20 protein-coding genes and 2 pseudogenes are annotated in these 23,911 nt (G+C 71.5%); 10 read left to right on the top strand and 12 right to left on the bottom strand.

The features are described from left to right. Positions 1-60: 60 nt before the first annotated feature. Entirely contained in the window at positions 61-582 is a 522-nt protein-coding gene (locus tag K7862_RS34880) for a GNAT family N-acetyltransferase (protein WP_222969377.1), read from the top strand. Here the strand turns inward: K7862_RS34880 and K7862_RS38070 are convergent. Further along, positions 468-1,100 carry an MFS transporter gene (locus K7862_RS38070; protein ID WP_262414274.1) on the bottom strand — a complete coding sequence of 211 codons (633 nt, stop codon included), beginning with the start codon at positions 1,098-1,100 and terminating at the stop codon, positions 468-470. The genes K7862_RS34880 and K7862_RS38070 overlap by 115 nt on opposite strands. 59 nt (positions 1,101-1,159) lie before the next feature. Continuing rightward, positions 1,160-1,930 (bottom strand): annotated as a pseudogene (locus K7862_RS38065) (MFS transporter); the annotation flags it as partial. A 444-nt stretch (positions 1,931-2,374) separates the two neighbouring features. Between K7862_RS38065 and K7862_RS34870 the strand changes: the two are divergent. Beyond that, a complete protein-coding gene (locus K7862_RS34870; RefSeq protein WP_222969375.1) occupies positions 2,375-3,424 on the top strand; it encodes a sigma-70 family RNA polymerase sigma factor in 1,050 nt (349 codons plus the stop codon). 59 nt (positions 3,425-3,483) lie between these two features. Here K7862_RS34870 and K7862_RS34865 read toward each other — a convergent pair whose 3' ends face one another. Beyond that, positions 3,484-4,305 carry a hypothetical protein gene (locus K7862_RS34865; protein WP_222969373.1) on the bottom strand — a complete coding sequence of 274 codons (822 nt, stop codon included), beginning with the start codon at positions 4,303-4,305 and terminating at the stop codon, positions 3,484-3,486. 118 nt (positions 4,306-4,423) lie between these two features. Beyond that, entirely contained in the window at positions 4,424-5,419 is a 996-nt protein-coding gene (locus tag K7862_RS34860; protein ID WP_262414273.1) for a hydroxyacid dehydrogenase, read from the bottom strand. A 226-nt stretch (positions 5,420-5,645) separates the two neighbouring features. On the opposite strand from K7862_RS34860, the gene K7862_RS34855 reads away from it, so the two are divergent. From K7862_RS34855 to K7862_RS34840, 4 genes are all read left to right on the top strand, one after another. After that, positions 5,646-6,635 (top strand): ABC transporter permease, encoded by a 990-nt coding sequence (locus K7862_RS34855; protein WP_222969371.1) that lies wholly within the window; start codon positions 5,646-5,648, stop codon positions 6,633-6,635. Further along, a complete protein-coding gene (locus K7862_RS34850) occupies positions 6,632-7,525 on the top strand; it encodes a carbohydrate ABC transporter permease (RefSeq protein ID WP_262414272.1) in 894 nt (297 codons plus the stop codon). The genes K7862_RS34855 and K7862_RS34850 overlap by 4 nt, the downstream gene beginning before the upstream one ends. Before the next feature lie 29 nt (positions 7,526-7,554). Further along, entirely contained in the window at positions 7,555-9,204 is a 1,650-nt protein-coding gene (locus K7862_RS34845; protein ID WP_222969369.1) for an extracellular solute-binding protein, read from the top strand. A gap of 85 nt (positions 9,205-9,289) precedes the next feature. Continuing rightward, positions 9,290-10,420: a LacI family DNA-binding transcriptional regulator gene (locus K7862_RS34840; RefSeq protein WP_222969367.1), complete on the top strand. Its 1,131-nt coding sequence runs from the start codon at positions 9,290-9,292 to the stop codon at positions 10,418-10,420. Between the two features lie 49 nt (positions 10,421-10,469). Here K7862_RS34840 and K7862_RS34835 read toward each other — a convergent pair whose 3' ends face one another. The 6 genes from K7862_RS34835 to K7862_RS34810 form a co-directional block, all read right to left on the bottom strand. Beyond that, positions 10,470-12,194, bottom strand: a complete 1,725-nt coding sequence (locus tag K7862_RS34835) for a type IV secretory system conjugative DNA transfer family protein (RefSeq protein WP_222969365.1) — start codon at positions 12,192-12,194, stop codon at positions 10,470-10,472. A gap of 4 nt (positions 12,195-12,198) precedes the next feature. Beyond that, entirely contained in the window at positions 12,199-13,614 is a 1,416-nt protein-coding gene (locus K7862_RS34830) for an ATP-binding protein (RefSeq protein ID WP_222969382.1), read from the bottom strand. Positions 13,615-13,637: 23 nt separating this feature from the next. Beyond that, positions 13,638-15,182 (bottom strand): SCO6880 family protein, encoded by a 1,545-nt coding sequence (locus tag K7862_RS34825; RefSeq protein WP_222969363.1) that lies wholly within the window; start codon positions 15,180-15,182, stop codon positions 13,638-13,640. Next, a complete protein-coding gene (locus K7862_RS34820) occupies positions 15,179-16,534 on the bottom strand; it encodes a hypothetical protein (protein WP_222969361.1) in 1,356 nt (451 codons plus the stop codon). The genes K7862_RS34825 and K7862_RS34820 overlap by 4 nt, the downstream gene beginning before the upstream one ends. Next, the gene (locus K7862_RS34815; RefSeq protein WP_222969359.1) at positions 16,524-17,348 is read right to left on the bottom strand and encodes a DUF8175 domain-containg protein; all 825 of its coding nucleotides are present in this window, start codon (positions 17,346-17,348) and stop codon (positions 16,524-16,526) included. Before K7862_RS34815 ends, K7862_RS34820 begins: the two co-directional genes overlap by 11 nt. A 256-nt stretch (positions 17,349-17,604) precedes the next feature. Next, entirely contained in the window at positions 17,605-17,913 is a 309-nt protein-coding gene (locus K7862_RS34810; RefSeq protein WP_222969357.1) for a DUF8827 family protein, read from the bottom strand. A gap of 288 nt (positions 17,914-18,201) precedes the next feature. On the opposite strand from K7862_RS34810, the gene K7862_RS34805 reads away from it, so the two are divergent. The 4 genes from K7862_RS34805 to K7862_RS34790 all read left to right on the top strand — a co-directional run bounded on the left by K7862_RS34805 (position 18,202) and on the right by K7862_RS34790 (position 22,326). Next, positions 18,202-19,233, top strand: a complete 1,032-nt coding sequence (locus K7862_RS34805; protein ID WP_222969379.1) for a C40 family peptidase — start codon at positions 18,202-18,204, stop codon at positions 19,231-19,233. 352 nt (positions 19,234-19,585) lie between these two features. Beyond that, positions 19,586-20,278: a phosphatase PAP2 family protein gene (locus K7862_RS34800; protein ID WP_222969355.1), complete on the top strand. Its 693-nt coding sequence runs from the start codon at positions 19,586-19,588 to the stop codon at positions 20,276-20,278. A 387-nt stretch (positions 20,279-20,665) separates the two neighbouring features. Then, positions 20,666-21,328: a hypothetical protein gene (locus K7862_RS34795; protein ID WP_222969353.1), complete on the top strand. Its 663-nt coding sequence runs from the start codon at positions 20,666-20,668 to the stop codon at positions 21,326-21,328. Positions 21,329-21,348: 20 nt separating this feature from the next. Further along, complete coding sequence (locus K7862_RS34790; protein ID WP_222969351.1) at positions 21,349-22,326, top strand: hypothetical protein; 978 nt, start codon at positions 21,349-21,351, stop codon at positions 22,324-22,326. Between the two features lie 13 nt (positions 22,327-22,339). Here the strand turns inward: K7862_RS34790 and K7862_RS34785 are convergent, their stop codons facing one another. After that, the gene (locus K7862_RS34785) at positions 22,340-23,263 is read right to left on the bottom strand and encodes a hypothetical protein (RefSeq protein ID WP_222969349.1); all 924 of its coding nucleotides are present in this window, start codon (positions 23,261-23,263) and stop codon (positions 22,340-22,342) included. Next, a pseudogene (locus K7862_RS34780) lies at positions 23,260-23,911 on the bottom strand (hypothetical protein); the annotation flags it as partial. The pseudogene K7862_RS34780 and the gene K7862_RS34785, both read right to left, overlap by 4 nt.

Below are 23,911 nucleotides of genomic sequence, written 5' to 3'. Positions count from 1 at the left end.
GCCCGGGTCCCCCGATTTAAATCGGGGGACCCGGGCTTTTTTGCGTTGTACCGTCGGTCCATGCGGTACGAGATACGGCCGGTGGAGCCGGCCGAGTGGCGGGAGAGCCGGACCCTGCGCCTGGCCGCGCTCCAGGACCCGGCGGCGCCCTTCGCCTTCGCACGGACACACGCCGAGGAGTCGGCCATGACCGACGAGGAATGGCGCCGGCGGGCGTCGGGTGACGGAGCTCAGCAGTTCGTCGCGGTCCGCGGCGACGGGACCGGCCCTGACGCGTGGGTGGGCATGGCGGTCGTCGTGATCGAACGCCCCGACTACCTCAGTGTCAACGCGGTCTATGTCGTCCCGGCTGTCCGCGGCACCGGCGTGGCCGAGAAGCTCTTCGCCGCGGCGATCGCCTGGACCTGGGACCGCGCCGACCGTCTCCACCTCTGGGTGCACGAGAAGAATTCCCGTGCCCAGGCGTTCTACCGGCGGCTCGGCTTCGTCCCGACCGGCGAGTCGATGGCGTCCCCGCTGGACCCGGGCATGACGGAGTTCGAGTGGGCGCTGACGAGGGGCGCTCGACCGCCGGTCTCCTGAGCCGTCACCGCTCCGGCCTCGTGTCCGGCGTCGTGCGCCTGGACGGCCGGCACACGTCCCGGCCGGCGGGGCAGCAGCACTCCCGCGGCCGCCCCGGCCAGCGCCAGCCCGGCGATGACACCCATCGCTGTGCGGAACCCGTCGCTGAAAGCCGTCGAGGAGAGATACGACCCCGTGGCCGCGAAGGCCGCGCCTGGGACGGCGACGCCGAACGCGCCGCCGAGCTGCCGCGTCGTGCTGTAGGCCCCGGACGCCGTGCCGATGTCCGCGGGCGCACTCGTGCTGATCACCGCCTTGGTCACCGCGGGAATGGCGAGGGAGAAGCCGATCCCGCTCACGATCATCGGGGCGACGAGGGACGCGTACGAGGCGTGCGCGGTGGCGACCAGGGCGATCCATCCCATGCCCGCCGTCTGGAGGACCATGCCGACGGCGACCAGCGGTCGCTCGCCGACACGGTCGGCGAGCGCGCCGGCCCGCGGGGCGACGAGGAACGGTGCGACGCCCCACGGCAGCATCCGCACCCCGGCCGCCAACGGACCGTGCGACTGGGCGACTTGCGGTACTGGGTCATGAAGACGACGGCCCCGGTCATCGAGGCGTTGAGCAGCAGGACGACCGCGTTGCCGGCCGAGAACGCTCGCGAGCGGAACAGCCGCAGCGGCAGCATGGGCGTTCGCGCCCGCCCCTCCCGGCGGAGGAAGAGGGCGGCGAACACCGCGCCGGCCGTGAGCGTCCCGACGACCTCGGCGCTGCCCCAGCCGGCCGCGTCGGCCCGGACCAGCCCCCAGACCAGCCCGACGGCACCGAGCGAGAACAGCAGCAGTCCCGGCAGGTCCAGGCCGGTGCGCTGCCCGAAGGCCTCGTCGACGCGGCGCAGCACGAACGGGATCGCGCTGAGGCCCAGCGGGACGTTGAGCCAGAAGATCCACTGCCAGCTGAGGCCCTGGGTGAGTGCCCCGCCGAGGATCGGCCCGAGCAGCGCCGCCAGCCCGGTCACGCTGCCGTAGATGCCGAGGGCCCAGCCGCGTCGCTCGGGCGGGAACGCGCCGTTGAGCAGGCCGAGCGCGACGGGGATGATGGTCGCCGCCCCGGCTCCCTGCACCGCCCGGGCGGCGATGAGCGTCGTGGCGTCGGGCGCCAGCGCGCAGCCGGCGGAGGCGAGCGAGAACAGGGCCAGGCCGGCCGCGAACAGCCGGCGCCGCCCGAAGCGGTCGCCGAGGGAGGCGCCGGTCATCAGCAGGACCGCGAAGCTGAGCGTGTAGGCGTTGACCGTCCACTCCAGGTCGGCCATCGACGCGTGCAGGTCGCGTTGGATCGCGGTGAGCGCGGTGGCGACGACGAGCATGTCGAGGATGACCACGAAGGAGCCGAGGGAGGTCAGCGCGAGGACCCAACGCTGTTGCGCCGTGGGGAACCACTGCGCCTGCGCGCCGGCCGACCCCCCGGCCCCCGGGCCCGGGCGATGACGTGGCGGTTGAAGATGACGTGCCGGTCGAAGGGAACCCGCGCCCCTGCCGGTGGTGTTCATGGAGACCTCCCGAGCCCGCCGTGGGCGCGCTGTCGTCGTCGTGTCCTGCCGTCCTTCGTAGGGACACCGGACGGGGGCGGAATCGGGCGCTCGGCGCTGGGCGGAATCGGGCGCTCGGCGCCGGAAGGGCGGAAGGACCGATCCGGGCGGCGCGGGACCGAACACTTTCGGGCGCGGGAGGTGTCTCAACCAGTGCGAGACGGTGTGGTCCGGCCCCGAGCAGGGCAGCGTGACCCGAGAGCCCAGGCAAGGAGCCCCGGCATGGATGCGACCGAGGACCAGGAGACGCTGGCACTGGCCCGTTCGGGGGACGGCGAGGCGTTCCGGCGGCTCACCGACCCCTACCGGCACGAGCTCCAGGTGCACTGCTACCGCATCCTCGGCTCGGTGCAGGACGCCGAGGACCTGCTGCAGGAGACGCTGCTGGCGGCCTGGCGGGGGCTCGCCGGGTTCGAGGGCCGGGCGTCGGTGCGTTCGTGGCTGTACCGGATCGCGACCAACCGCTGCCTGAACGCCCTGCGGGACAGTGCCCGCAGGCCCCAGGACCGGGTAGCCCCGCCTGTGGAGGTCCCGTTGCCAGAACCGACCCGACGGCGCGGCGAACCGACGTGGCTGGAGCCGTACCCGGATGTGCTGCTGGAGGAGCTGCCGGACCGGACGCCCGGTCCTGAGGCACGGTACGAGATGCGTGAGTCCGTCTCGCTGGCGTTCCTGGTGGCGTTGCAGCAACTGCCGCCGCGGCAGCGGGCGGTGCTGGTGCTGCGGGATGTGCTGGGGTTCCGGGCCGCGGAGGTCGCGGACATGCTGGACTCCACCGAGACCGCGGTCGCCAGCGCGCTGCGGCGGGCCCGGGTCACCCTGGCGGCGGAGATGCCGGAGGCCGACAGGGACCGGGCGCCGCTGCCGGACTCGCCGGTGGAGCGGCGGATCGTCGAGGAGTTCGCGCGGGCCTTCGAACGCGGCGACGTGGACGCGGTGCTGGACCTGCTGACGGACGACGTATGGCTGACGATGCCGCCGCTGCCGCTGGAGTACCAGGGCCATGCGGCGGTCGGGCACTTCCTGTCCACGATCGCGCTGCGGGACCGGCGCCGTTATGTGCTGGTGCCGACGCGGGCGAACGGCCAGCCGGCGTTCGGGGCCTATCTGCGGGATCCGCGGACCCCGATCCTGCACGCCCACGGGGTGCTGGTGCTGACGCTGCGGGGGGAGCGGGTGGCGGCGATGACCCGCTTCGTCGACACCGGCGTGCTCTCCCGCTTCGGCCTGCCCCGGTCCCTCCGCCGCGGCGACGTGCGGCCCTGGGGATGACGGGCGGCCCCGAGAGACGACAGGCGGTCCTGGGGGATGACCGGCCGGCCGGACCGAGGCTAGGGAGTGCGGCGGACCGCCGGCTGGGGGAGCGCCCGCATGTCCGCCATCACGTTGCGGACGGCGGCGACCAGTTGGGACCGGTACTGGCCGGGGACCTGCGGCGTGGGCCGGGCGCTGCCGTCGGGGTGGGGCGTGACGTCCGTGGGCGCCGCGTGGACGGAGAAGGCGAGGCTGATCACCGCCCCGCCGTCGAGCACGTCGAGTTGGAGCGTGTCGGGTTCGACGTCCATCAGGTAGGCCTCGTCGCCGAGGCCGGGCACGGTCTCGACCTTGCTGACCGACGGCAGGGCGGTCCGGTGCCGGTCGTCGAACTCCGGCCGCGGATCGGTCTTCTTGTGCAGTTCGATCGACAGCGCGGCGCTGTAGGCGTAGGGCGTGCCGCCGTGCGCGCGGCCGAGGTTCTCGGCTGAGCACTCGGTCGAGTCCAGCGCGCTGCCCCACAGGGTGTCGGAGGGGTCGGCGGAGAAGGCGCGTCCCGGCGTGGCGTCGAACAGCGGCTTGAGGTCGTGCCCCGCGCAGGGGGCGGCCGTCATGTGGTAACCGCGCAGGTCCGGCGTGCCGCGGGCCGGGTCCCAGGCGGCGACCCCGGCGGACCACACGGCGGACGCGGCCACCGCGCCGCCCAGGGCCCAGACCCAGTGCCGGGGCGGGCGCCGTCGAGGAACCGGATCGGGACCGGAGCCGGCGACCAGGTCGCCGGCGGGCGGGACCTCCCCGGTGACATGCCGGGGCGCGGGGGTACGGCCGGTGGCGTCACGCGGGGGAGCGGGCGCGGGCGCCCAGGCGACCCCGCCCGTCAGCTCCGGTTCGGATATCACGCTGCTCCCCCCGCTGGTCGGGCGCACCCTGCGCGTCGGGTCAGTATGCGTGTTCGAGCCCGGCGCGGGAAGAGGCGTCAGGGAGTGAGAGCCCGCCCCGGGACGCGGCGGCCGCGGCTCAGGCGATCCGCGCCAGATCTCCCGCCCGCACCGCGCCGAGCAGCGGTTCGCCGCGCAGCCAGCGTTCGACCTCGTCCACCGCGTAGGCGCCCAGGCGCCGCACCTCGGTGCCCTGGCAGCCGGCGATGTGCGGGGTGAGCAGGACGTTGGGGAGGCGGTGCAGGGGGTGCCCGGCCGGCAGCGGCTCGGGTTCGGTGACGTCGAGGTAGGCGTCGAGCCGGCCGGCGGCGCACTCGCGGGTGAGCGCCTCGGTGTCCACGAGCCGGCCGCGGGCGGTGTTGATGACGGCGGCGCCGTCGTGCAGGAGGCCGAGCCGGCGCGCGTCGACGAGGTGGTGGGTCTCGGGCAGGTCGGGAGCGTGCACGGTGACGATGTCGCTGCGGCGGAACAGCTCGTCGGGGGTGACGAGTTCGACGCCGAGCCGGTCGGCCTCGGCCCGGGACACGTAGGGGTCGGCGAGCAGCACGCGGAAGCCGGCGGGGGCGGCGGCGAGGCGGGCGACGACCCCGCGGCCGATCCGGGAGGCGCCGATGACGCCGACCGTCGCGCCGTCGGCACCGTGCCGCCCGGCGAAGTCGGGGACGTGGCCATGGCCGTAGGCGGCGGCGGCCCCCAGGGTGCGGCGGGCCGCGAGCCAGACGGTGGCCAGGGTGAACTCGATGACCGGGGCCGCGTTGGCGTCGGCCGCGGAGGACACGGCGATGCCGCGGTCCCAGACCTCGGGCCGGACATGGCCCTTGACGCTGCCGGCGGCGTGGATGACGGCGGCGAGCTTCGGGGCCCGGTCCAGGGCGGCGGCGTCGATGAGCGGGCTGCCCCAGCCGGTGAGCAGGACGTCGGCCGAGGCGAGTGCGGCGGGGGCGTCGTCCCAGCGGGTGAGCACGGCCGGGTGGACGTCCGCGAGGGCGTCGAGCCGGGTGCGCAGCGGTGCGGGAAGGACCAGGTCCAGGATGTCCGGGCGCATCGCCAGCACCAGCTTCGGACGCTCCGCCATGTCTGCCCCTTACATCTCTGCGCGTAATCGGTTACATCCTCGCGAGGAGACTAGGCCCGGGATCCCCGCACGTCAACGATGGGACTGGCGCGCAGGCCGGGCGTGGTCCCCGTGGATGCCGGGCTGAACCGGGGGTGCCCGCGGCGCACTTGTGGTGCGGGAGGGGTTGACCTGTCGTAGTAACCGGTTTAGTTTCCGTGCCACCTTGAGCGTCGAGGAGGACGCGATGGCGATTGCCGAACGGGACGCCACCGGCCGTACAGGCGCGGCCGGCGCGTCCGCAGACCCGAGATCCGCGGGCCGCGCCGCCCGCGGATCCCGTCGCAAACGGTTGCGCAGGGACGCGGTCCTGCTGCTGCTGGCGGCGCCGGGTGTGGCGTACTTCGTGGTGTTCCACTACGGCGCGATGGCGGGCAACGTCATCGCGTTCAAGGACTACGTGCCCTTCGACGGACTGTGGGCCAGCCAGTGGGTCGGGCTGTCGAACTTCCAGGCCGTCCTCGCCGACGACGCGTTCTGGCACGCCGTCGTCAACACCCTGTGGATAGCGCTGCTGCAGCTGGTCTTCTTCTTCCCGGTGCCGATCGCGCTGGCGATGCTGCTGCACAGCCTGACCCGGGACTCGGTGCGGCGCTTCGTGCAGTCCGTGGCCTACCTGCCGCACTTCCTGTCGTGGGTGATCGTCGTCGCGGTCTTCCAGCAGGTGCTCGGCGAGGCGGGGTTGCTCAACAACGTGCTCGGCGACGCGCATCTGCACACGGTGGACGTCATCGGCAACCCGGCCGCCTTCAAGCCCCTGGTGGTCGCGCAGGTGATCTGGAAGGACTGCGGCTGGGGAACGATCATCTTCCTCGCCGCCCTCGCCCAGGTCGACGAGCAGCAGTACGAGGCCGCCGCGATCGACGGCGCGGGCCCGTGGCGCCGGTTCTGGCACGTCACGCTGCCCTCGCTCCGGCCGATCATCGTGCTGCTGCTGATCATGCGGCTCGGCGACATCCTGTCGGTCGGCTTCGAGCAGATGCTGCTGCAGCGCGCGTCGGTCGGCCCGGACGCCGCCGAGATCATCGACACGCTCGTGTGGCAGCGCGGCCTGGTGCAGGGCGACTACGGATACGCCGCCGCGGCCGGGCTGTTCAAGGGCGTCGTGGGCGCCGTCCTGGTGTTCGCGGCCAACAAGGTGGCGCACCGGCTCGGGGAACAGGGGGTCTACGCATGAGCGCGGCGGGGGTGCGGCCGGCGTGGATGGAGAAGCCGCGGCCGCTGACGCAGGCGGCCAAGGGCGTTGCCCTGGCGGTGGTGGTCCTGCTGGTGCTGGTGCCGTTCCTGATCATCGTCTCGACGTCGTTCGCCTCCGACCGCGAGGTGATCGACGGCGGCGGCTGGGTGCTGTGGCCCCAGCACCCGACGCTGCGCGCCTACCGGGAGATCTTCGACGGCGGCATCGTCGGCCACGCGCTGTGGGTCAGCGCCGGGGTGACGCTCGTCGGCACCGCGGCGAGTCTGGCCTGCACGATCGGCCTGGCCTACGCGCTCAGCCGGCGGGACCTGTTCGGCGGGAAGCCGGTCCTGCTGCTGGTCCTGTTCACCTTCCTCTTCCCGCCCGGCATGATCCCCAGCTTCCTGCTGGTCAAGAGCATGCACCTGCTGAACAGCTACGCGTCCCTGATCGCGCCGTTCCTGCTCAACGTCTTCAACCTGGTGGTGCTGCGCGGCTTCTTCCAGTCGGTGCCGGAGGAGCTGCACGAGGCGGCGCGGCTGGACGGCGCGGGGGAGTGGCTGATCCTGCGGCGGATCGTGCTGCCGCTGTCCAAGGCGGCACTGGCTGTCGTCGGGCTGTTCTACTCCGTCAGCTACTGGAACGCCTGGTTCTACGCGTCGATCTACCTCGACAGCGACCACTGGCCGCTGCAGCAGGTGCTGCGCACCTACGTCATCGGCGGCGCGCAGCTCGCGGACACCGGCGCGGGCGACGCGAGCGCGGTGGCCGCGCCGCAGACGATCCAGATGGCGGTGCTGGTGGTGGCCACGGTCCCGATCCTCCTGGTCTACCCCTTCCTGCAGAAGTACTTCACCAAGGGCGTGCTGACCGGCGCCGTCAAGAGCTGAGCCGACACCCTCCCCAAGAAAGGACCCCCGTGAGTACCTCGTCGTTCTCGCGGCGTACCTTGCTGCGCTCGATCGCCGCAGGTGGCGCCGCCGTGGCCGCCCCGTCCCTGCTGACCGCCTGCTCGTCCCCGGCGGCCCGGCACGACGTCAGCAACGTGGGCAAGACCCTGGCGCCCTGGCCGTCCTACGTGCCGTTCTCCGGTCCCCCCGCCGACCTGCCCGGCACCGCCGACGGCATCCAGCCCGGCTACCTCACCTATCCCAAGAACCTGGTGAGCGCGGTCCACGACAAGCCCGGCACCGGCCAGACGATCAAGGTGATGACCATCACCTACGGCACGCCGCCCAAGCCCGCCTCGTCCAACAAGTTCTGGGCCGCGGTCAACGAGGCCCTGGGCGTCGACATCGAGTTCACCGTGGTGCCCGACTCCGACTACATGACGAAGATGGCGACGATGATGGCCGGCGACGACCTGCCGGACGTCATCAACCTCGGCGGCGGCCACACCCTGCCCCGCGAGGCCGAGTTCGTCGCCGCCAAGTGCGCGGACCTGTCCGCGTACGTGTCCGGCGACGCGATCAGGGCGTACCCGAACCTGGCGAACCTGCCCACCTACGCCTGGCAGGACATGGGCCGCATCGGCGGGAGGATCTACGGCGTGCCGGTGCAGCGCTCGGCCCCCGGTAACTGCCTGTGGATCAACAACGACGTGTTCACCGCCGCCGGGATGAAGGACGGCTGGACCTCCGACGACTTCATGGCCGTCGCCAAGGCCGCCACCCACGGCCGGAAGTACGGCCTCGGCTCGTCCCAGCCGCTGCTGTTCGGCACCGACGTGCACACCACCGCCTTCGGCGCCCCGCAGGAGTGGAAGGTCGACGGCGGGAAGTTCGTCAGCGCCTACACCACCGACGAGTACCGGGCCGGCATCGCGTTCATGCTCAAGCTGCGCCAGGCGGGGCTGTACCAGCCGAACGTGCTGGGCACCTCGACGGTCGACTGCAAGACGATGTTCTACAACGGCACCGTGGCCTCGATGCCCGACGGCTTCGGCGCGCTGACCACCAGCATCCCGAGCATCAAGGGCGCGTTCACCCTCGACGCCATGGTGCCCTACGCCCCGGCCGGCGGCGGGAAAGCGGGCATGGACCGCGCCCGCGGCATCTTCGGGTACACGGTGCTGAAGAAGGCCACGCCCGACCGGATCAAACTGATCCTGCGGGTGCTGGACTACCTGGCGGCGCCGTTCGGCACCAAGGAGTACGAGCTCACGCACTTCGGCGTCGAGGGAACCCACTTCACCCGTGACGGGCAGGGCTCGCCCATCCCCACCGCGCTGGGCCAGGTCGAGAACACCGTCAACCTGCCGATCAAGTACCTGTGCGACGCCCCGCAGGTGCTGTACCTGCCGGGCAACCCGGAGGCGGTCAAGCGCAACCACGCCTGGCAGACCACGGTGGGCCCGATGCTGGTGCGCAATCCGCGGTTCGGGCTGCAGTCGGAGACCAACACCCGGGTCGGCGCGAACATCGACACCCTGCGCACCGACGCCATCGGCGCGGTGGTCGCGGGCCGCAAGCCGCTGAGCGCCTGGGACGACGCGGTCCGGCAGATGCGCGACCAGGGCCTCGACACGATCGCCGAGGAGTACGCGCAGGCGTACGCCGGCAGTCACTGACGCGCACCCGCACCGCCGCCCACCGGGTCAGCCACTACGCTGGGCGGCGGCGTGGGGCGGGGACGAGAACCTTCGGATGGCGGGGATGGCGGACAACTCACCAGGACCGGGCACGGCCGGCACCACGGGTCCGGGCGCCGTCCCGGAGCCCGGCGCGCGCCGCGTCACCATCCGCGACGTCGCGGGCCGGGCGGGCGTCTCGGTGGCCACCGTCTCCCGGGTGCTGGCCGGCAACTACCCGACGTCGGCCGCCGCCCGCGCCAAGGTGCTGCGGGCGGTCAAGGACCTCGACTACGTCATCGACGGCCGGGCCCGCGCGCTGGCCGGCACCGGCCCGAAGACCGTCGCGGTCATCGTGATGTCGGTGGACAGCCCCTTCTACGCCAACGTGGCCCAGGGCGTGGAGCAGGAGGCCGCCGCCCGCGGCCGGCTGTGCCTGGTGTGCAGCCACGGCGGCGACGAGGCCCGCGAACTGGCCCTGGTCCAGATGATGCGCGAGCAGCGGGCCGAGTTCGTGGTTCTGGTCGGCGGCGCCGTCGAGGACGAGCGCTACCGGGCCCGGCTGACGGAGTACGCGCACGGCCTGGCGGCGGCCGGCTCCCGGCTGGTGCTGTGCGGGCGGCCCGCGCCCGGCCCGGACACGCCGGTGCTGGTCGTGGAGTACGACAACGAGGCCGGCGCGTACGCGGTCGTCAGTCATCTGCTGTCGGCCGGGCACCGCGACATCCTGTACCTGGGCGTGATGCCCGGCTACTCCACCGTGGAGCCGCGGATCGCCGGGTACCGGCGGGCGCTCGCCGACCACGGCCTGCCGCCGTCCGCGCAGCGCGTCCTCGGCTACGGCCTCGGCCGCACCCACGGCTACGACGCGATGCGGCAGATCCTCACCGACTGCGGCGGCCGCCCGGACTTCACCGCGGTCTTCGCCGGCGACGACCAGGCCGCGGCCGGCGCGATGGCCGCGATGCGCGAGTTCGGGCTGCGCACCCCCGGCGACATCTCGGTCGTCGGCTACAACAACGACGCGCTCGCGCAGGACCTCAACCCGCCGCTGACCACCGTCAACATCCCCGCGTACGAGCTGGGACGGGAGACGGTGCGGCTGGCGCTGGCCGAGGCCGCGGCGGCGTCACCGGGCCGGGCCACCACCCAGAAGCGCCACGTGCTGGGGACCCACATCGTCCTGCGCGACTCGGTCGCGCCCCCGCGGCGCTGATCACCGCCCCATTTTGGACGGCCCCCGAGGCCCCCGAGGCCCCCGAGCCCTACGGCAGCCGCACGGCGTCCGGGACGGACGGCGGGAGGGCCGCGGCGGTCTCGGCGCCCAGGACGAGGCGGAGGTCGGCGGCCTGCCACAGCGGGGCCCGCCAGCGGGCGAGGGCCTGTTCGGGCGAGCGCACGACGGCCAGCGTCGGCAGGCCCGCCGCGTGCCCGGTGGACAGCAGCTCCGGCAGCTCAGGCAGCGGCGCGAGGGCGGCGACGTCGTCCAGCAGGAAGGTCAGTGGTGGGTCGAGCCGACCGGCGGATGACCCTGCGGCCATGCGCCGGCCGTGCTCGACCACGCACGAGACGAGTGCGGTCAGCAGCGGCATCGCACCCGGGTGGGACCGGGGATCCTCGATCCGCTCGCCCACCACATAAAGCGTTCCCCGTTCCGAGGCGAACGATTCCAGGTCCAGGCCCCCGTTCCGGCCCGGATTGCAGGCGTCGCGGAAGTGGACGGCGTTCAGCGGCTCCAGGACGCGGCGGATCAACGCCTGGGCGGCGTCGCGGCGTTCGGGATGGGCGTGCACCACGGACTCCAGCTCGCCGCTCCAGCCGGAGGCGGCGCCGGTGTCGGTGCGCAGGATCCGTACCGCCTCCCCGGCCGCGGCCCCGCCGGCCGCCCAGCGGTGGATCTGCCGGAACGGCTGCCCGTCCACGGCCGCGGCGTGCAGCCAGCAGCGCAGCAGCGTGGCCGCGGTGTCATGGACGATCGCCTCGTCGGCGCGGGCGGTGCGCAGCGGCGCGAGCAGCGCCGCCGACCGTATGCCGGCCGTCCTCGGGTCCGCGCAGCCGTCGTGCGGCGCCCAGCGCAACCGCCCGGGCACGTCCAGGAGATGACCCGGGTCGTAGACGTGGACCGGGCCGAGCTTGGCGCGGTTGCCGACGGTCTGCTGGTAGGTGTCGGGGTCGGCGGTCGTGACCACCACCGGGCCCTCGGCGGCGAGGACGGCGGGCTGGACGACCCGCTTGGCCTTGTCGCTGCGGGCGTCCGCGAACAGCACGTAGGTGCGCGTCACTTCGCAGCCGGCGAGAGCGGCGGCGTGCCGGTCGCCGTGGTTCGCCGCGGGTTCCGCCGCGCCGGTCGCCGCGGCGCCGGTCGTCGCACCGGCCGGTGCCGACTCCCCGCCGACCGGCGTCAGTTCGGAGGTGGGGGCGTCGTCGCGGGTACCGGGGGGCGTGGCCTGCGGCACGGTGCGGAACCAGGCGTCCAGGCTCGCGTCGTCCTTGGCTGCCGCGGCGTCCCTGGCCGCCGCGGCGCCGGCGCGCGGGCGCGGCACCGGTGCCGGCTCCGGCGCGTCCTCCTCCGGCTCCTCGAAGAACTCGGCGGCCTGCTGCCGCCCGCGGGCCGCGGTCCTGGCCGGCCGCCGCCCGCGGTCGCGACCGCCGTTGCGCAGCCGGGAGACCACCCCCAGCACCCACACGGCGAGCACGATCAACACGAGGATCTGGCTGATGAACACGCCCCAGAACAGCCCGGATCCGGACAGTTCACCGGCCCGCGCGCCCGGCCACGCGGCGGGCATGTCGTGCGGATCGGCGACCAGCGAGCGCATGGCCACCGGAGTGCGGGTGAAGTGCACGTCCGAGGGCCAGGAGCCGTGCGCGAACAGCCCGGAGATCCCCGTCGCCGTCCACACCAGCAGCGTGACACCCAGCAGCAGACCGATGACGGCGACGATCAGGCCGTCGGGCAGCCCGCCCGGCTGGTCCTTCCTCCGCGCCATGACGTCATGCCACCGCGTCGTCGGCCATTTGCTTGGCCAGGGCGACCTGGGCCGCGGCGTGCGCCTCCGCCCGGGCCTCGGCCTCCGCCTCGGCCTCCAGGTCCGCCGAGCGGTCGGCGGACGACTCGGTCATCGCGCGGTCGGTGAAGACCAGCGGCCGTTCGGCCTCGGTGATCAGGTGCTTGACCACCTGGACGTTGCCGTTGACGTCCCACACCGCGATGCCCGGGGTGAGCGTCGGGATGATCTCCACGGCCCAGCGCGGCAGGCCCAGCACCCGGCCGGTGGCTCTCGCCTCGTCGGCCTTCTGGGCGTAGATCGTGCGGGTCGAGGCCATCTTCAGGATCGCCGCCGCCTCCTTGGCCGCCGCGCCGTCCACCACGTCCGACAGGTGGTGCACGACCGCGACGAAGGACAGACCCAGCCGGCGGCCGAACTTCAGCAGCCGCTGGAACAACTGCGCCACGAAGGGCGAGTTGATGATGTGCCAGGCCTCCTCGACCAGGAAGATGCGTTTCTTCCGGTCCGGTCGGATCCAGGTGTGCTCCAGCCACACGCCGACGATCGCCATCAGGATCGGCATCGCGATCGAGTTGCGGTCGATGTGCGAGAGGTCGAAGACGATCAGCGGCGAGTCCAGGTCGATGCCCACGCTCGTCGGGCCGTCGAACATCCCCCGCAGGTCACCGTCGACCAGCCGGTCCAGCACCAGCGCGACGTCCAGGCCCCAGGCCCGCACGTCGTCCAGGTCGACGTTCATCGCCTCGGCGGACTCCGCCAGCGGGTGCCGCAGCCGCTCCACGATGTCGGTCAGGATCGGCTGCCGGTCCGTCACCGTCTCCGCCACATAGGCGTGCGCGACCTTCAGCGCGAACCCGGACCGCTCGTCCAGGCCGCGGCCCATCGCGACCTCGATGATCGTGCGCAGCAGCGCGAGCTGCCCGGTGACGGTGATCGCCGGGTCCAGCGGGTTGAGCTTGATCCCGCCGTCCAGTGCCGCCATCGGGTCCAGCCGGATCGGGGTGAGACCCATCGCCTTCGCGATCAGGTTCCACTCGCCGACGCCGTCCTCGCCCTGCGCGTCCAGCACCACGACCTGCCGGTCACGGAACCGCAGCTGGCGCAGCACATAGGTCTTCTCCAGCGCCGACTTGCCGTTGCCGGACTCGCCCAGCACCAGCCAGTGCGGGGCGGGGAGCTGCTGGCCGTAGAGCTGGAAGGGGTCGTAGATGTAGCCCTTGCCGGAGTACACCTCCCGGCCGATGATGACGCCGGAGTCGCCCAGGCCGGGCGCGGCCGTGGGCAGGTAGACGGCCTGCGCCTGCCCGGTGGAGGTGCGGACCGGCAGCCGCGTGGTCTCCACCCGGCCGAACAGGAAGCTGGTGAAGGCGTCCGTGATCGCTGCGAGCGGGTCCAGCATGGGCATGGCGGTGGCCTCCTCGGCTAGCGGCGGATGCCGGTCGCGAACGGCAACGTATTGACGAATGCCCGGTGGTGCTCACGATCGCACCACTCGAGCTTCAAATACGACTTACCGGCGGAAGCGCGGATGGTGCGCTTGTCGCGCGCCAGCGCATCCGCGGAGCGCGCGGAGACCGTGATGTACCCGACGAGGTTCACCCCGGCCGCACCGCTCGCCAGGTCCTCGCCGCGCTGGTCGACGCGGCCGTGCTGGGCCACGTCCCGCGGGTCCACCACGCGGTTCATCTTCGCGGCGCGGCTGGCCTCGGCGTCGTCGTTGGTCTTCTCGGTCAGCATGCGTTCGATCGCCACATCCGTGGGCTCGAGGTCCATCGTCACCGCCACGGTACGGATCACGTCCGGAGTGTGCACCAGCAGCGGCGCCAGGAAGTTCACGCCGACCGGCGTCATCGGCCACTCCTTGACCCACGCGGTGGCGTGGTGCCAGGGCGCCCGGGTCGTCGACTCCCGCGTCTTGGCCTGGAGGAACGTCGGTTCGGTGGCGTCGAGTTCGGCCGGCCAGGCGTTGCGGCGGGTCATCGCCTGGATGTGGTCGATCGGGTGGTCCGGGTCGTACATCGAGTGCACCAGCGACGCCAGGCGGGCCTGGCCGAGCGGCTGGCGCACCCGGATGTCCGCCTCGGCCAGACGGGCGCAGATGTCGTTCAGCTCACGCGCCATCACCGCGGCCAGACCCGCGTCCTTGTCGACCTTCGTGCCGCGGTTGGTGGTCGCCCGGGCCAGCGCGTGGCCCTCGGCGGCCAGCTCGCGGGTGAAGTGCATGCACGCCACCAGGTAGGCGCGGTGCTGCTCCGAGGACGTCGACACCATCGACTGCAACTGGTCGTAGGAGTCCTTGAGCCACTTGCCGGCGCCCGGGTCGCCGCGCTGCGCGACGTCCTTGGCGTGCGCGTCCGGGTCGGCGGGCAGGGTGCGGGCCAGCATCTGAAGGCGCGTCACGAAGCCGTCGCCGTTGGCCACGTGCTTGAGCAGCGTGCCGAACCGCTCGACCAGCGCCTCCTGGTCCTCGCTGTCGCGCAGACCCACGCCCGGGCCCTCGATCTCGATCGCCGCGGTGACCGTGCGCCGGTCGACGTGCAGCAGCACCGCGATCTCGTCCGGGCCGAACGGTGCGGTGAGCCAGGTGATCCGGCCGATCCCCGGCGGCGGCCCGACCTCGACCTCGCGCCCGTCCAGGCGCGTGCCCGCCTCCTGCACACCCGAACGGTAGGCGGGAGTGGTCCGCACCGTGCGGCGGTAGTTCCGGTTGATCTCGAACCAGCGGTAGAACGTCCGCCGCCGGTACGGCATGTACACCGCGGCCAGCGCCAGCAGCGGCCAGCCCACCAGGCCGACGATGCGCAGCAGCAGCACCGGGACGAGCAGGCCCGACAGCATGCCCAGGCCGGCGCCGACGATGATCAGCGCGATCTCGCCGGTCTCCCGGTTCTTGCCGACGATCGCGTTGGGCCGAGCCTTGCCGATCAGATACGTACGGCGCGGCTGAGCGAACGGCTGGGTCGTCACCGGCGATCACCTCCTTGTCCCGGCGTGGAGCCGTGGGTCGAGCCTGATCCGGATCCGCGGCTCCCGCCGGGACCGGAACGATAAGGAGAACCGCTGATCGGGCCGCCGCTGTTGCTCCTGCCCCCCGCGTCCTGTCCGCCGCCACCGCGCGAGCCGTGCGCGGCCATGCCCCCGGACATCGGGTTCGACGGGCCGGCGCCGCCGCCCTGGGCCTGCTCCTGCGGCCCGCGCGAGCTGTGCGCCTTGATGCCCTGCTTGACGAGCGCGGCGGGCGACGAGATCACCGCCGCGGTCTGGGACTGCCCGCTCGCCTTGCGGTTGTTGCGCAGGTTCACGACGTCGTCGCCGAAGCCCGGGACGAAACGGTAGATCATGAAGCTCGCGAAGATCGCCAGCAGGATGATGGCCAGGCCCGAGACGACCGCGGAGAACGCGTCGGGCCCGTTGTCCGAGGACGACAGGGCCCCGGCCAGGCCCAGCACGATGACGATCACCGGCTTGACCAGGATGACCGCGATCATGATCCCGGCCCAGCGCCTGACGTGGTGCCACATGTTCTTGTCGACCAGGCCCGCGTAGACCGCGGTGCCCAGCAGCGCGCCCACGTACAGCAGGGCCGCGCGGATCACCAGCTCCAGCCACAGCACGCCGGCCGCCAGCACGGACACCAGCGAGACCACGATCAGCATGATCGGCCCGCCGCCGATGTCGGTGCCCTTGGTGAGGGCGGCGGAGAACGACCCGAAGAACACCTGCGTGTCGGACTTGGTGCCCGAGGACACCACGGCGGTCACCGCGTCGGTCGCCGACACCACCGTGTACAGGATCAGCGGGGTGAACGCGGAGGCCAGCACCGTCAGCCACAGGAACCCGACGGCCTCGGTCAGCGCCTCGGTCAGCGGCACGCCGCGCACCGCGCGCTTGGCCACCGCCAGCAGCCACAGCACCAGCGTCAGGATCGTCGACGCCGCGAACACCACGGCGTACTGCCGCAGGAACGCGCCGTTGGTGAAGTCCACCTGCGTCGTCTTGGTGACCGCCGCCGACAGCTTGTCGATCGTCCACGACGCGGCCTGACCGCAGCCCTTGGCGAGGGAGGTGAGGGGGTCGAGGGAGTCGGTGGGGTTGGTGCCCTTGGGGGTGTTCCCGTCGGTGCCGTTCCGGCAGTAGTCCTTGGCCGGCCCGGAGATGAGCCGGCAGGGATCACTCGACCGGCTGGGGGAGGGACTGCCCCCGGTCGGCGTGGGCGAGGGATCAGCCGCCGCCCGCGCGGCGAGTGTCCACACGGACGCCTGCACCGTGACGAGGAGGGCCGACACCCGGAGCATCGGAAGACGACGGCTAGCGCGCATAGGTGAAGCCTCCGAACCCCTGAACGGCGCCCGCGATCTCGTCGGCGGTGGATACCGGGTTGTCCCCGCTCACAGGCGTGGGCCCTTGGCTCTGGCTGGTCCGCACGACCTTCCAGTCCGAGCCGTTCCATCGCAGATTGAAGGAGAGCGTGAACCAGTTGCTGGTCACGGGCTTGGTCGACCCCTGCCCCGCGAGGCCGAAGAGACCCGAGCACCACACGGCGACGTCGGCGGTCTTGGCGTCGTAGCGGGTGGCCTTGGCGCCCGCCGGCAGCGTCCGGCTGACGAAGGTCTGCCCTGAGGGAGCCCGCCCGTCACCGGTCAGCCCCACGTGTGTGGCGAAGGACGGCGAGTAGTCGCGGTCGAAACCCGCCTGAAGGGACGTCAGGGCCGAGCTGTCGGCGATCGTGGAGATGATCGTATGGCGGCGGTCCGCGTTGAACATGTCCACCCCGCCCAGCGCCACCGCGTAATTCGCCGCCGCCGACTGCGCCCCCTGCTCCGTATGGGCGAAACCCGACGGAATCCCGGCGCTCTTGCCGCTCACCGGCCGTTCCCCGGTCGCCGCGGTGGCCGACGACGACGCCGAGCCCTTCCCGCCGCCCGAACCGCCCGCCGCGCTCCCGCCGGAGTCCTGCCCGCCCGAGCCGCCGCCGCGGTTGGCGAACGCGATCGCCGCGATCAGCAGCACCACGATGCCCACCACCGTCACCAGCGCACGCCGCGGCTGCGGCTGGCGCCGGCTGCCGGCCCCGCCGCCGTGCCCCTCGGGCATCCGCGTCCTGGTCGGGGGTCCGTCCTGCCCGAGACTCATGGTGCGGTCGCCCCCCGCGGCGGCGGGACCGCCGTCCGGGTCCTGGGCGCCGCGGGCACGCCGGACCGGCGTGTGCCGCGGACGGCACCGCTGCTTGGTTGAGTGGGCATCAGCACGCAGCCTCGGTCGGGAAGGTGGAGCCTGGGACCGGCTCCGTGGACGAAGTCCTGGGACGAGTTCGGCGACACGTTCAAAGGGGACACGCTCGGGGACGACGGCAAAGGACGCGGGTGGCCGTGGGGGGCCACGAACGAGGCTAGACGGCCATCCCGTACACGATGGTGAACAGCGTGCCGAGCGACCCGATGATGAACACGCCGGTCAGCCCGGCGATGATCAGTCCCTTGCCCTGCTCCGCACTGAAGGTGTCGCGCAGCGCGGTGGCGCCGATGCGCTGTTTCGCGGCACCCCAGATCGCGATGGCCAGGCACAGCAGGATCGCCGTCGCCATCACCACTTCGATCATCACACGTGCTTCGTTGCCCAGGGACCCGAAGGGCCCCCAGTCAGGGGCGATGCCACCGATGATGGTGTTGATGTCGCCCTTTGGCGCTGCCAGGAACATGTAACTCACCACCCCGCTCGATCAGTTGGCTCCCTCGCCGGGGCGCAAGGGGCCAGTAACCAGTTTGACGGAGGATCCGGCTGTTGCATGTCGACTCAGCGACTTTCTCGGCGGATCGTCCGTGTGATCCGGCCCGCAGGCGTCACACTGGTGCGCGGACCGGTGTTCGAAGGGCGTAGACGACTACTCTGTGTATCACGAGCATAACCGTAGGGCAACGATGGGAACGTACGACAACGTACGCGAGGGAGGCGGCCGGTCGTGGCGCGGAAAGTCTGGCTCACCGTCATGGCCGGTGCGGGCCTGCTCCTTTCCTTTCTCGCCCTGCTCGTGGTCGGGACCTTCTCGGCGGCGGCCGGACTGCGGAACGGCGCCGGTGCGGTCACGCTCGCCAAGGGTACGGTGCCGTCGATATACCAGCCCCTCATCCTGAAGTGGGGCGACCTCTGCCCGGCTCTCAACCCCGCGCTGCTGGCCGCGCAGCTCTACCAGGAGAGCGGCTGGAACGCCCACGCGCAGAGCGCCGCGCAGGCGCAGGGGATAGCGCAGTTCATCCCCGGCACCTGGGCCACGCACGGCATCGACGGCAACGGCGACGGCAGAACCGACGTCTGGGACCCGCAGGACGCCATCCCCTCGGCCGCGACGTACGACTGCGACCTCGCGTCCTATGTGAAGAACGTGCCGGGGGACGTCACCGACAACATGCTCGCGTCGTACAACGCCGGCGCCTACGCGGTGATCGAGGCCGGCGGCGTCCCGCCGTTCCGCGAGACGCAGAACTACGTCAGGATCATCCGCACCCTGGAGAAGAGCTTCGCCGCGCCGGTGAGCGCGGTCGCGCCGTCGCAGCAGGCGGCCGCGGCCATCTACTACGCGCAGCAGCGGCTGGGCACGAAGTACCTGTGGGGCGGCGAGGGCACCCCGGAGCAGGACGGGCGGTTCGACTGCTCGGGTCTGACGCAGGCCGCGTACCGCTCGGTCGGCATCAGCCTGCCGCGTGTCGCCAACGACCAGTGGAACGCCGGACCGCACCCGAGCCGCGCCGAGCTCCTGCCGGGCGACCTCGTCTTCTTCGCCTACGACCTGAACGACCCGCGGTCGATCCACCACGTCGGGATCTACGTCGGCGGCGGCTACATGATCGACGCGCCGCACACCGGGGCCGTGATCCGGTTCGACAAGATCGACACGCCGGACTACATCGGGGCGACGCGGGTGACGCAGGACGGCGCGCAGGCGCTGCCGACGGCGTCGTCGACGGCACCGTCGACAACGGGGACACCGTCGTCGACGACGGGGACGCCCGCGAAGGCATGAGGGCCGCCGGCCGGGGCAACCGCTGACAGGGCGGCCGTCGCTTCCATCGGGACAGGGGGAGTGGCGGCCCGTTCGTGGGCGGCGTCGGCGTGGCGGATGTGACGGGTGCGCAAAGTGAGCCTCTGGCCCAAGGGTTGACGTTCGGCGGCGATTTGTCCGTCTCCGCTGGTCACCCTTGGATAACGGCACGGTGATCTTATGGCGAAGACCGGAACGCTACGTACCGTGTCGACCGTTGTACGGGAGAGAATGGTGCGGGACGCAAGCGACGGAGGTTGCAGACGAGCCGAGCTCAGCCCAGCCGAGTCCGAAGAGCAAGTCGCAGCAAGTCGCAGTGAGGGGCACCACCGCCATGGCAGAGGTCGCTAACGACAGCGCGAACCCCGACATCAACCTGCTCCGCGGCATCAACGATCTCGCCAAGCAGGCGCCGCGCGGCGTCGACCGCGCGGTGGAATTCCTCGGCGAGTACGGCCTGATCGCCCTCACCGCGCTGCTGGCCGCGTGGTGCTGGTGGCGGCTGGCCCGCCGCAGCCGCCGGACCGACGCGCCCGCGGCGGTGGCCGGCGTCCTGTGGGCGCTGGTCGCGGCGGGAATCGCGGTCCTGCTCAACTTCCCGATCCGGACGCTGGTCCAGCGGCCCCGGCCGTTCGCCGAGCACGACGGCATCACCGTGCTGCTCCACGGCACCACCGGCTCCTCGTTCGTCAGCGCCCACACCGCGCTGATCTCAGCGGTGGCGGTCGGCCTCTTCATGGTCAGCCGCGTCTACGGCACGATCGGGATACTGCTGGCGCTCGGCGAGGGCTTCTGCCGGGTGTACCTGGGCGTCCAGTACCCGACCGACGTCATCGGCGGGTTCGCGCTCGGCGCCGCGACCGTGCTGCTGCTGGCCCCGTTGGGCCTGGCGCTGCTCACCGCGCTGACGCGCCGTCTGGCCGGCACGCGCGCGGCCTTCCTGGTCCACGCCGCGCGGCCGGCCGTCCACGACGGCCACAGTGCGGCGCCGCGCCCCCGCGCGGACGAGACGGGGCTGGCGGCGTAGCCGGTCCCCGGGGAGCCGTCAGCCTTTGCCGGGGACCCCGGTCATGCCCCCGTCTCCCGGGACGCACTCTCGCACGTCCTGACCCGGCCTATCTGATAAGTGGTGTCGGGCATTCCGGTCGTGGAGGATCACGGGACATTCGCGGGCGTATTCGACAGGGTGCAGAGTCGGTGGTCAACTGTGGGTGAAGACGCCGGAGATGAGTCGGACAGGGGTTTCTCCGCGGGGTCTCCGGGTGGTGCGTGAAGGGGCTGTGAAGTGTGCTACAGACCGGTACCGGCTGGTGGGATGCGTCTACAAGCGCACCATGCGTCCCGGTAATGTCGGGGCACCGTACTGAACCGTCTGCGTCCACGGGACGCCGGACCACTCACGGGGGATCTCAACGTGACCCGCACTTCCCTGCCTATCGCTGTCGCCCTCGCCGCGTCCGCGGGCCTGCTGCTGACCGCCTGCGGCGGGAGCGGGTCCAGCTCGGACAAGATCACGTCGTCCGCGACCACGCCCACGAGCGCGGCCCCGACGACCACGGCCCCGAGCCCCACCGCGTCGGACACCGTCAAGCGGCCGTCGACGGCCTTGCCGAAGGATCTGACGATGACCTTCGACTGGTCGAAGACCGGTGATGCGACAAAGGACGCGGTGCTCAATGACGGCGAGCAGTACATCAGGGCTCTCAAGCGTGCGAGCGCGAACGACGATCTGAAGGACCCGGCCTACCAGTTCTACTCGCGTGACGATGCTCTGAGCTACGCCCACGACCAGATCAAGGCGAACGTCGACGGTGGTTATGCGCCCACTGGGCAGGACCACTACTACGACGCCAACGTGAAAATCGTCCGCACGGGTTCGGCGACCCTCACCTTCTGCCGTGACCAGAGCAAGGTCTTCAGCAAGGTGGTCAAGACCGGAAAGGTCATCCGCAGCGCCCCGAATGCCGACAGCTTCATTCTGTACAACGTCCTTCTGGTCAAGGACGGGAACTCCAACGGTGTGTGGCAGTCTTCGCAGATCACGGTGATCGAGGGGGCCAAGCAATGCCAGGTCTGAGGCGGACGATCGGTGTACTGGTGGCGGGCCTGGCGGTCTCCCTCTCGATGACCGTCAACGCTTCGGCCAATGAGATTCCCGGGCAGGACCACCACGGCGGGTCGGACAATCACCATATCGACGCCTCTGCCTTCGCCGTCACCTATGAGCCGGCCAACCCACCGCCGGGCCATCCGGTCAGGGCGGTCACCGGTTGGACCCCGCCGCCGTGCTGGCTGGCCCCCGTGGCCACACCGGAGCAGTTGAAGGCCGAGCGCGAGTCTGTGTGGGCCGAGGGGTCCCCCGGCTTCGAATGGGTCTCCGGTCAGCGGGATTACTACGTGAACGGAAAGCCCCACAAAGACTTCGAGATAGCCAACGCCGACAAGGGCTTCTGGTGGAACGGTCAGGTGAACCCGAACCGGCTCGCCGACCCGGCGTCGCTGAGCTGTTTCCAGGAACGTGACGACTGGGTGCTCAAGGGTGATCCGCCGCCGCCCGGTCCTGTCGTGACTCCCGAGATCCTGGCCGAGTCCGCGTACGACCGCATTCGAATTCCGGACAAAGTGGTGACCTTGTCGCCGAATGCGCTGCACACCCAGACCGTGAATCTGAACATCTGGGCATGGCTGGACAGTGCCGACATACCTCCGGTGTCGGTGACCGCGCGGTTGAACTCATTGGGTATCTGGGCGACGACGACGGCGACGCCGGTGGGCCTTCATCTCGATGCCGGCACTCCGAACGCCGACCTGTTCCCGTCCTCTGGCAACTGCCCCATCAGCAAGGACGGTTCGATCGGCGAGAAGTACACCGCCGCGGACGGCAACACGGTCGTGCCCCCCTGCGGGCTGGCCTACCGCAAGTCCTCGGGACAGGGGACATACACCCTGACGGCAACCATCACGTGGAGAATCAAATGGAAGGGGAGTGGAGGCACCCACGGCGACTTGGACAACGGCGTGTTCGACCTTCCGCAGCAGGTGACCGTCCAGGAGATCCAGGCCATCAACCGCTGAGCCCCCGCTTCGGTCACGTCAGCCCGGGTTCCTCCATGCCGTCGGTCGGGGGGAGTTCGCGGTCGCCGGCGGCGTTCATCGTGAGGGACTGGGTGAGGTAGCCGTAGCGGGTGCGCGACGCGGGGACCCGGAGTTCCACGCGCACGTGGGAGCCGCCGCGACGGATGAGCAGCGGAGGTTCCTCGGAGGGGGCCCACCGCTGCCGGAAGGTGGCGAGTGCGTCCTGCTGGGCGCCGGTCAGCTCGTCCTCGCGGAGCAGCTCGGGCCGTGTCCTCAGGTGCGGGAACGCCTCGATGTGCTCGACCAGGCTCACCCGCACCCACGACCCGTCGACGAACCGGATCCTGGTGTCGGGCCGCACCGTGCTGAAGTCCATCTGCTCGACACCCTGCACGCTGTCGCGGGCGTAGCTCTGCAGCACTTCCGGGCCGTGCTCCGCCGTCGGACCCTGCTCCAGCAGGACGAACCGCTGGTCCGTGACGACGACGTGGGTGGTGTGCTCCTTGCCGCGTCGGGCCGGGTCGAGCTGCCACGGGAAGGTGCGCGCCAATGTCCCCGGCGCCGCCCACATGACGGGGAAGTCCGTCACCTCGTTCTCGGGCTCAGTGGGTTTCCCGAGGATCTCGGGGTTCCCGAACGGCGATCCCGCGCCACCGAACAACTCCGCGGCGGCGTTGAGCAGAGCGGGGATCGCGACCCGGGCGAACCGGCCGGTCTTCCGGGCCGCCTGCTGTGAGGGCGTGTGCAGCACGTACTCGGGTCCCTCGGGCCACCCGGGGAGTTCGCCCTGGACATCCTCGCGGTCGGTGTTCCGGAACCACCGCGAGCCGGCGACCTGTGCGGCGGCACCCGTGGCGTAGTCGATACGCGAACGGGCCAGCACGGTCTCCCCGGGGTTCGGTGTCCAGTCCTTCACCCTGGCGTCGACGTCACTCATTTCGTTTCCGTCGCTTCGTGAAAACGGTCCCCGAGATGCACGGCTTCGCCTACGTGCTGCGGGATGGAGATGACTTTGGGGAGGAGCTTCAGGCCCGCGTCGAAACCGGTGGACAGCTCACTGAGCGGGTTGATCTTCAGTTTGTTGAAGGTCAGGAGCTTGATCCCGCGCGTTCCCAGCCACTGGCCCTGGTGATACGCGTTGTTGGACACGTTGGCAAGTCGGTTCGCGATGGTGCTCCCCTCCTTGCTGACGAATCCGAACTCCTTCGACCCGAACAGGACGATGTTCTTGAAACGCACCCCGCCGGTGAGCTCCTCCGCGTTCTTCGCGCCCATCGCGAAGACCTGCCGCCCCCTGTCCACGGTGTAGGCGAACCCCTTGCCGAACTCGGCTGCCTTTCCGGCCTGGGCCGTCTCATCGGCGACCTTCGCGACCTTGGCAGCCTTGCCGAACAAGCCTATCCCCGGGAGGACTCCCAGGGCGTCGAGCCCGAGTTGCATCCAGCTGACGTCAGCGCCCGCGAGCTTGGCCAGAACGTGGGCGGAGAGGGCGAGGGCTCCGGTGACGAGGGCCGCCCCCGCGAAGATGGCGCCGAGGGGTTCGAAGGGTGCGGTGAGGATGGCCAGGACGCCGAGGATGCCGGTC

The sequence above is a fragment of the Actinacidiphila acidipaludis genome, from assembly GCF_019890725.1.
GTDB lineage: Bacteria > Actinomycetota > Actinomycetes > Streptomycetales > Streptomycetaceae > Actinacidiphila > Actinacidiphila acidipaludis.
This window is presented reverse-complemented; position numbering and strand designations above follow the sequence as displayed.

Coding starts and splice junctions, on each gene's coding strand:
- K7862_RS34880 (WP_222969377.1), top strand. CDS start 61: ATGCGGTACGAGATACGGCCGGTGGAGCCGGCCGAGTGGCGGGAGAGC.
- K7862_RS38070 (WP_262414274.1), bottom strand. CDS start 1,100: ATGCTGCCGTGGGGCGTCGCACCGTTCCTCGTCGCCCCGCGGGCCGGC.
- K7862_RS34870 (WP_222969375.1), top strand. CDS start 2,375: ATGGATGCGACCGAGGACCAGGAGACGCTGGCACTGGCCCGTTCGGGG.
- K7862_RS34860 (WP_262414273.1), bottom strand. CDS start 5,419: ATGGCGGAGCGTCCGAAGCTGGTGCTGGCGATGCGCCCGGACATCCTG.
- K7862_RS34855 (WP_222969371.1), top strand. CDS start 5,646: ATGGCGATTGCCGAACGGGACGCCACCGGCCGTACAGGCGCGGCCGGC.
- K7862_RS34850 (WP_262414272.1), top strand. CDS start 6,632: ATGAGCGCGGCGGGGGTGCGGCCGGCGTGGATGGAGAAGCCGCGGCCG.
- K7862_RS34840 (WP_222969367.1), top strand. CDS start 9,290: ATGGCGGACAACTCACCAGGACCGGGCACGGCCGGCACCACGGGTCCG.
- K7862_RS34835 (WP_222969365.1), bottom strand. CDS start 12,194: ATGGCGCGGAGGAAGGACCAGCCGGGCGGGCTGCCCGACGGCCTGATC.
- K7862_RS34830 (WP_222969382.1), bottom strand. CDS start 13,614: ATGCTGGACCCGCTCGCAGCGATCACGGACGCCTTCACCAGCTTCCTG.
- K7862_RS34820 (WP_222969361.1), bottom strand. CDS start 16,534: ATGCGCGCTAGCCGTCGTCTTCCGATGCTCCGGGTGTCGGCCCTCCTC.
- K7862_RS34815 (WP_222969359.1), bottom strand. CDS start 17,348: ATGAGTCTCGGGCAGGACGGACCCCCGACCAGGACGCGGATGCCCGAG.
- K7862_RS34810 (WP_222969357.1), bottom strand. CDS start 17,913: ATGTTCCTGGCAGCGCCAAAGGGCGACATCAACACCATCATCGGTGGC.
- K7862_RS34805 (WP_222969379.1), top strand. CDS start 18,202: ATGGCCGGTGCGGGCCTGCTCCTTTCCTTTCTCGCCCTGCTCGTGGTC.
- K7862_RS34800 (WP_222969355.1), top strand. CDS start 19,586: ATGGCAGAGGTCGCTAACGACAGCGCGAACCCCGACATCAACCTGCTC.
- K7862_RS34785 (WP_222969349.1), bottom strand. CDS start 23,263: ATGAGTGACGTCGACGCCAGGGTGAAGGACTGGACACCGAACCCCGGG.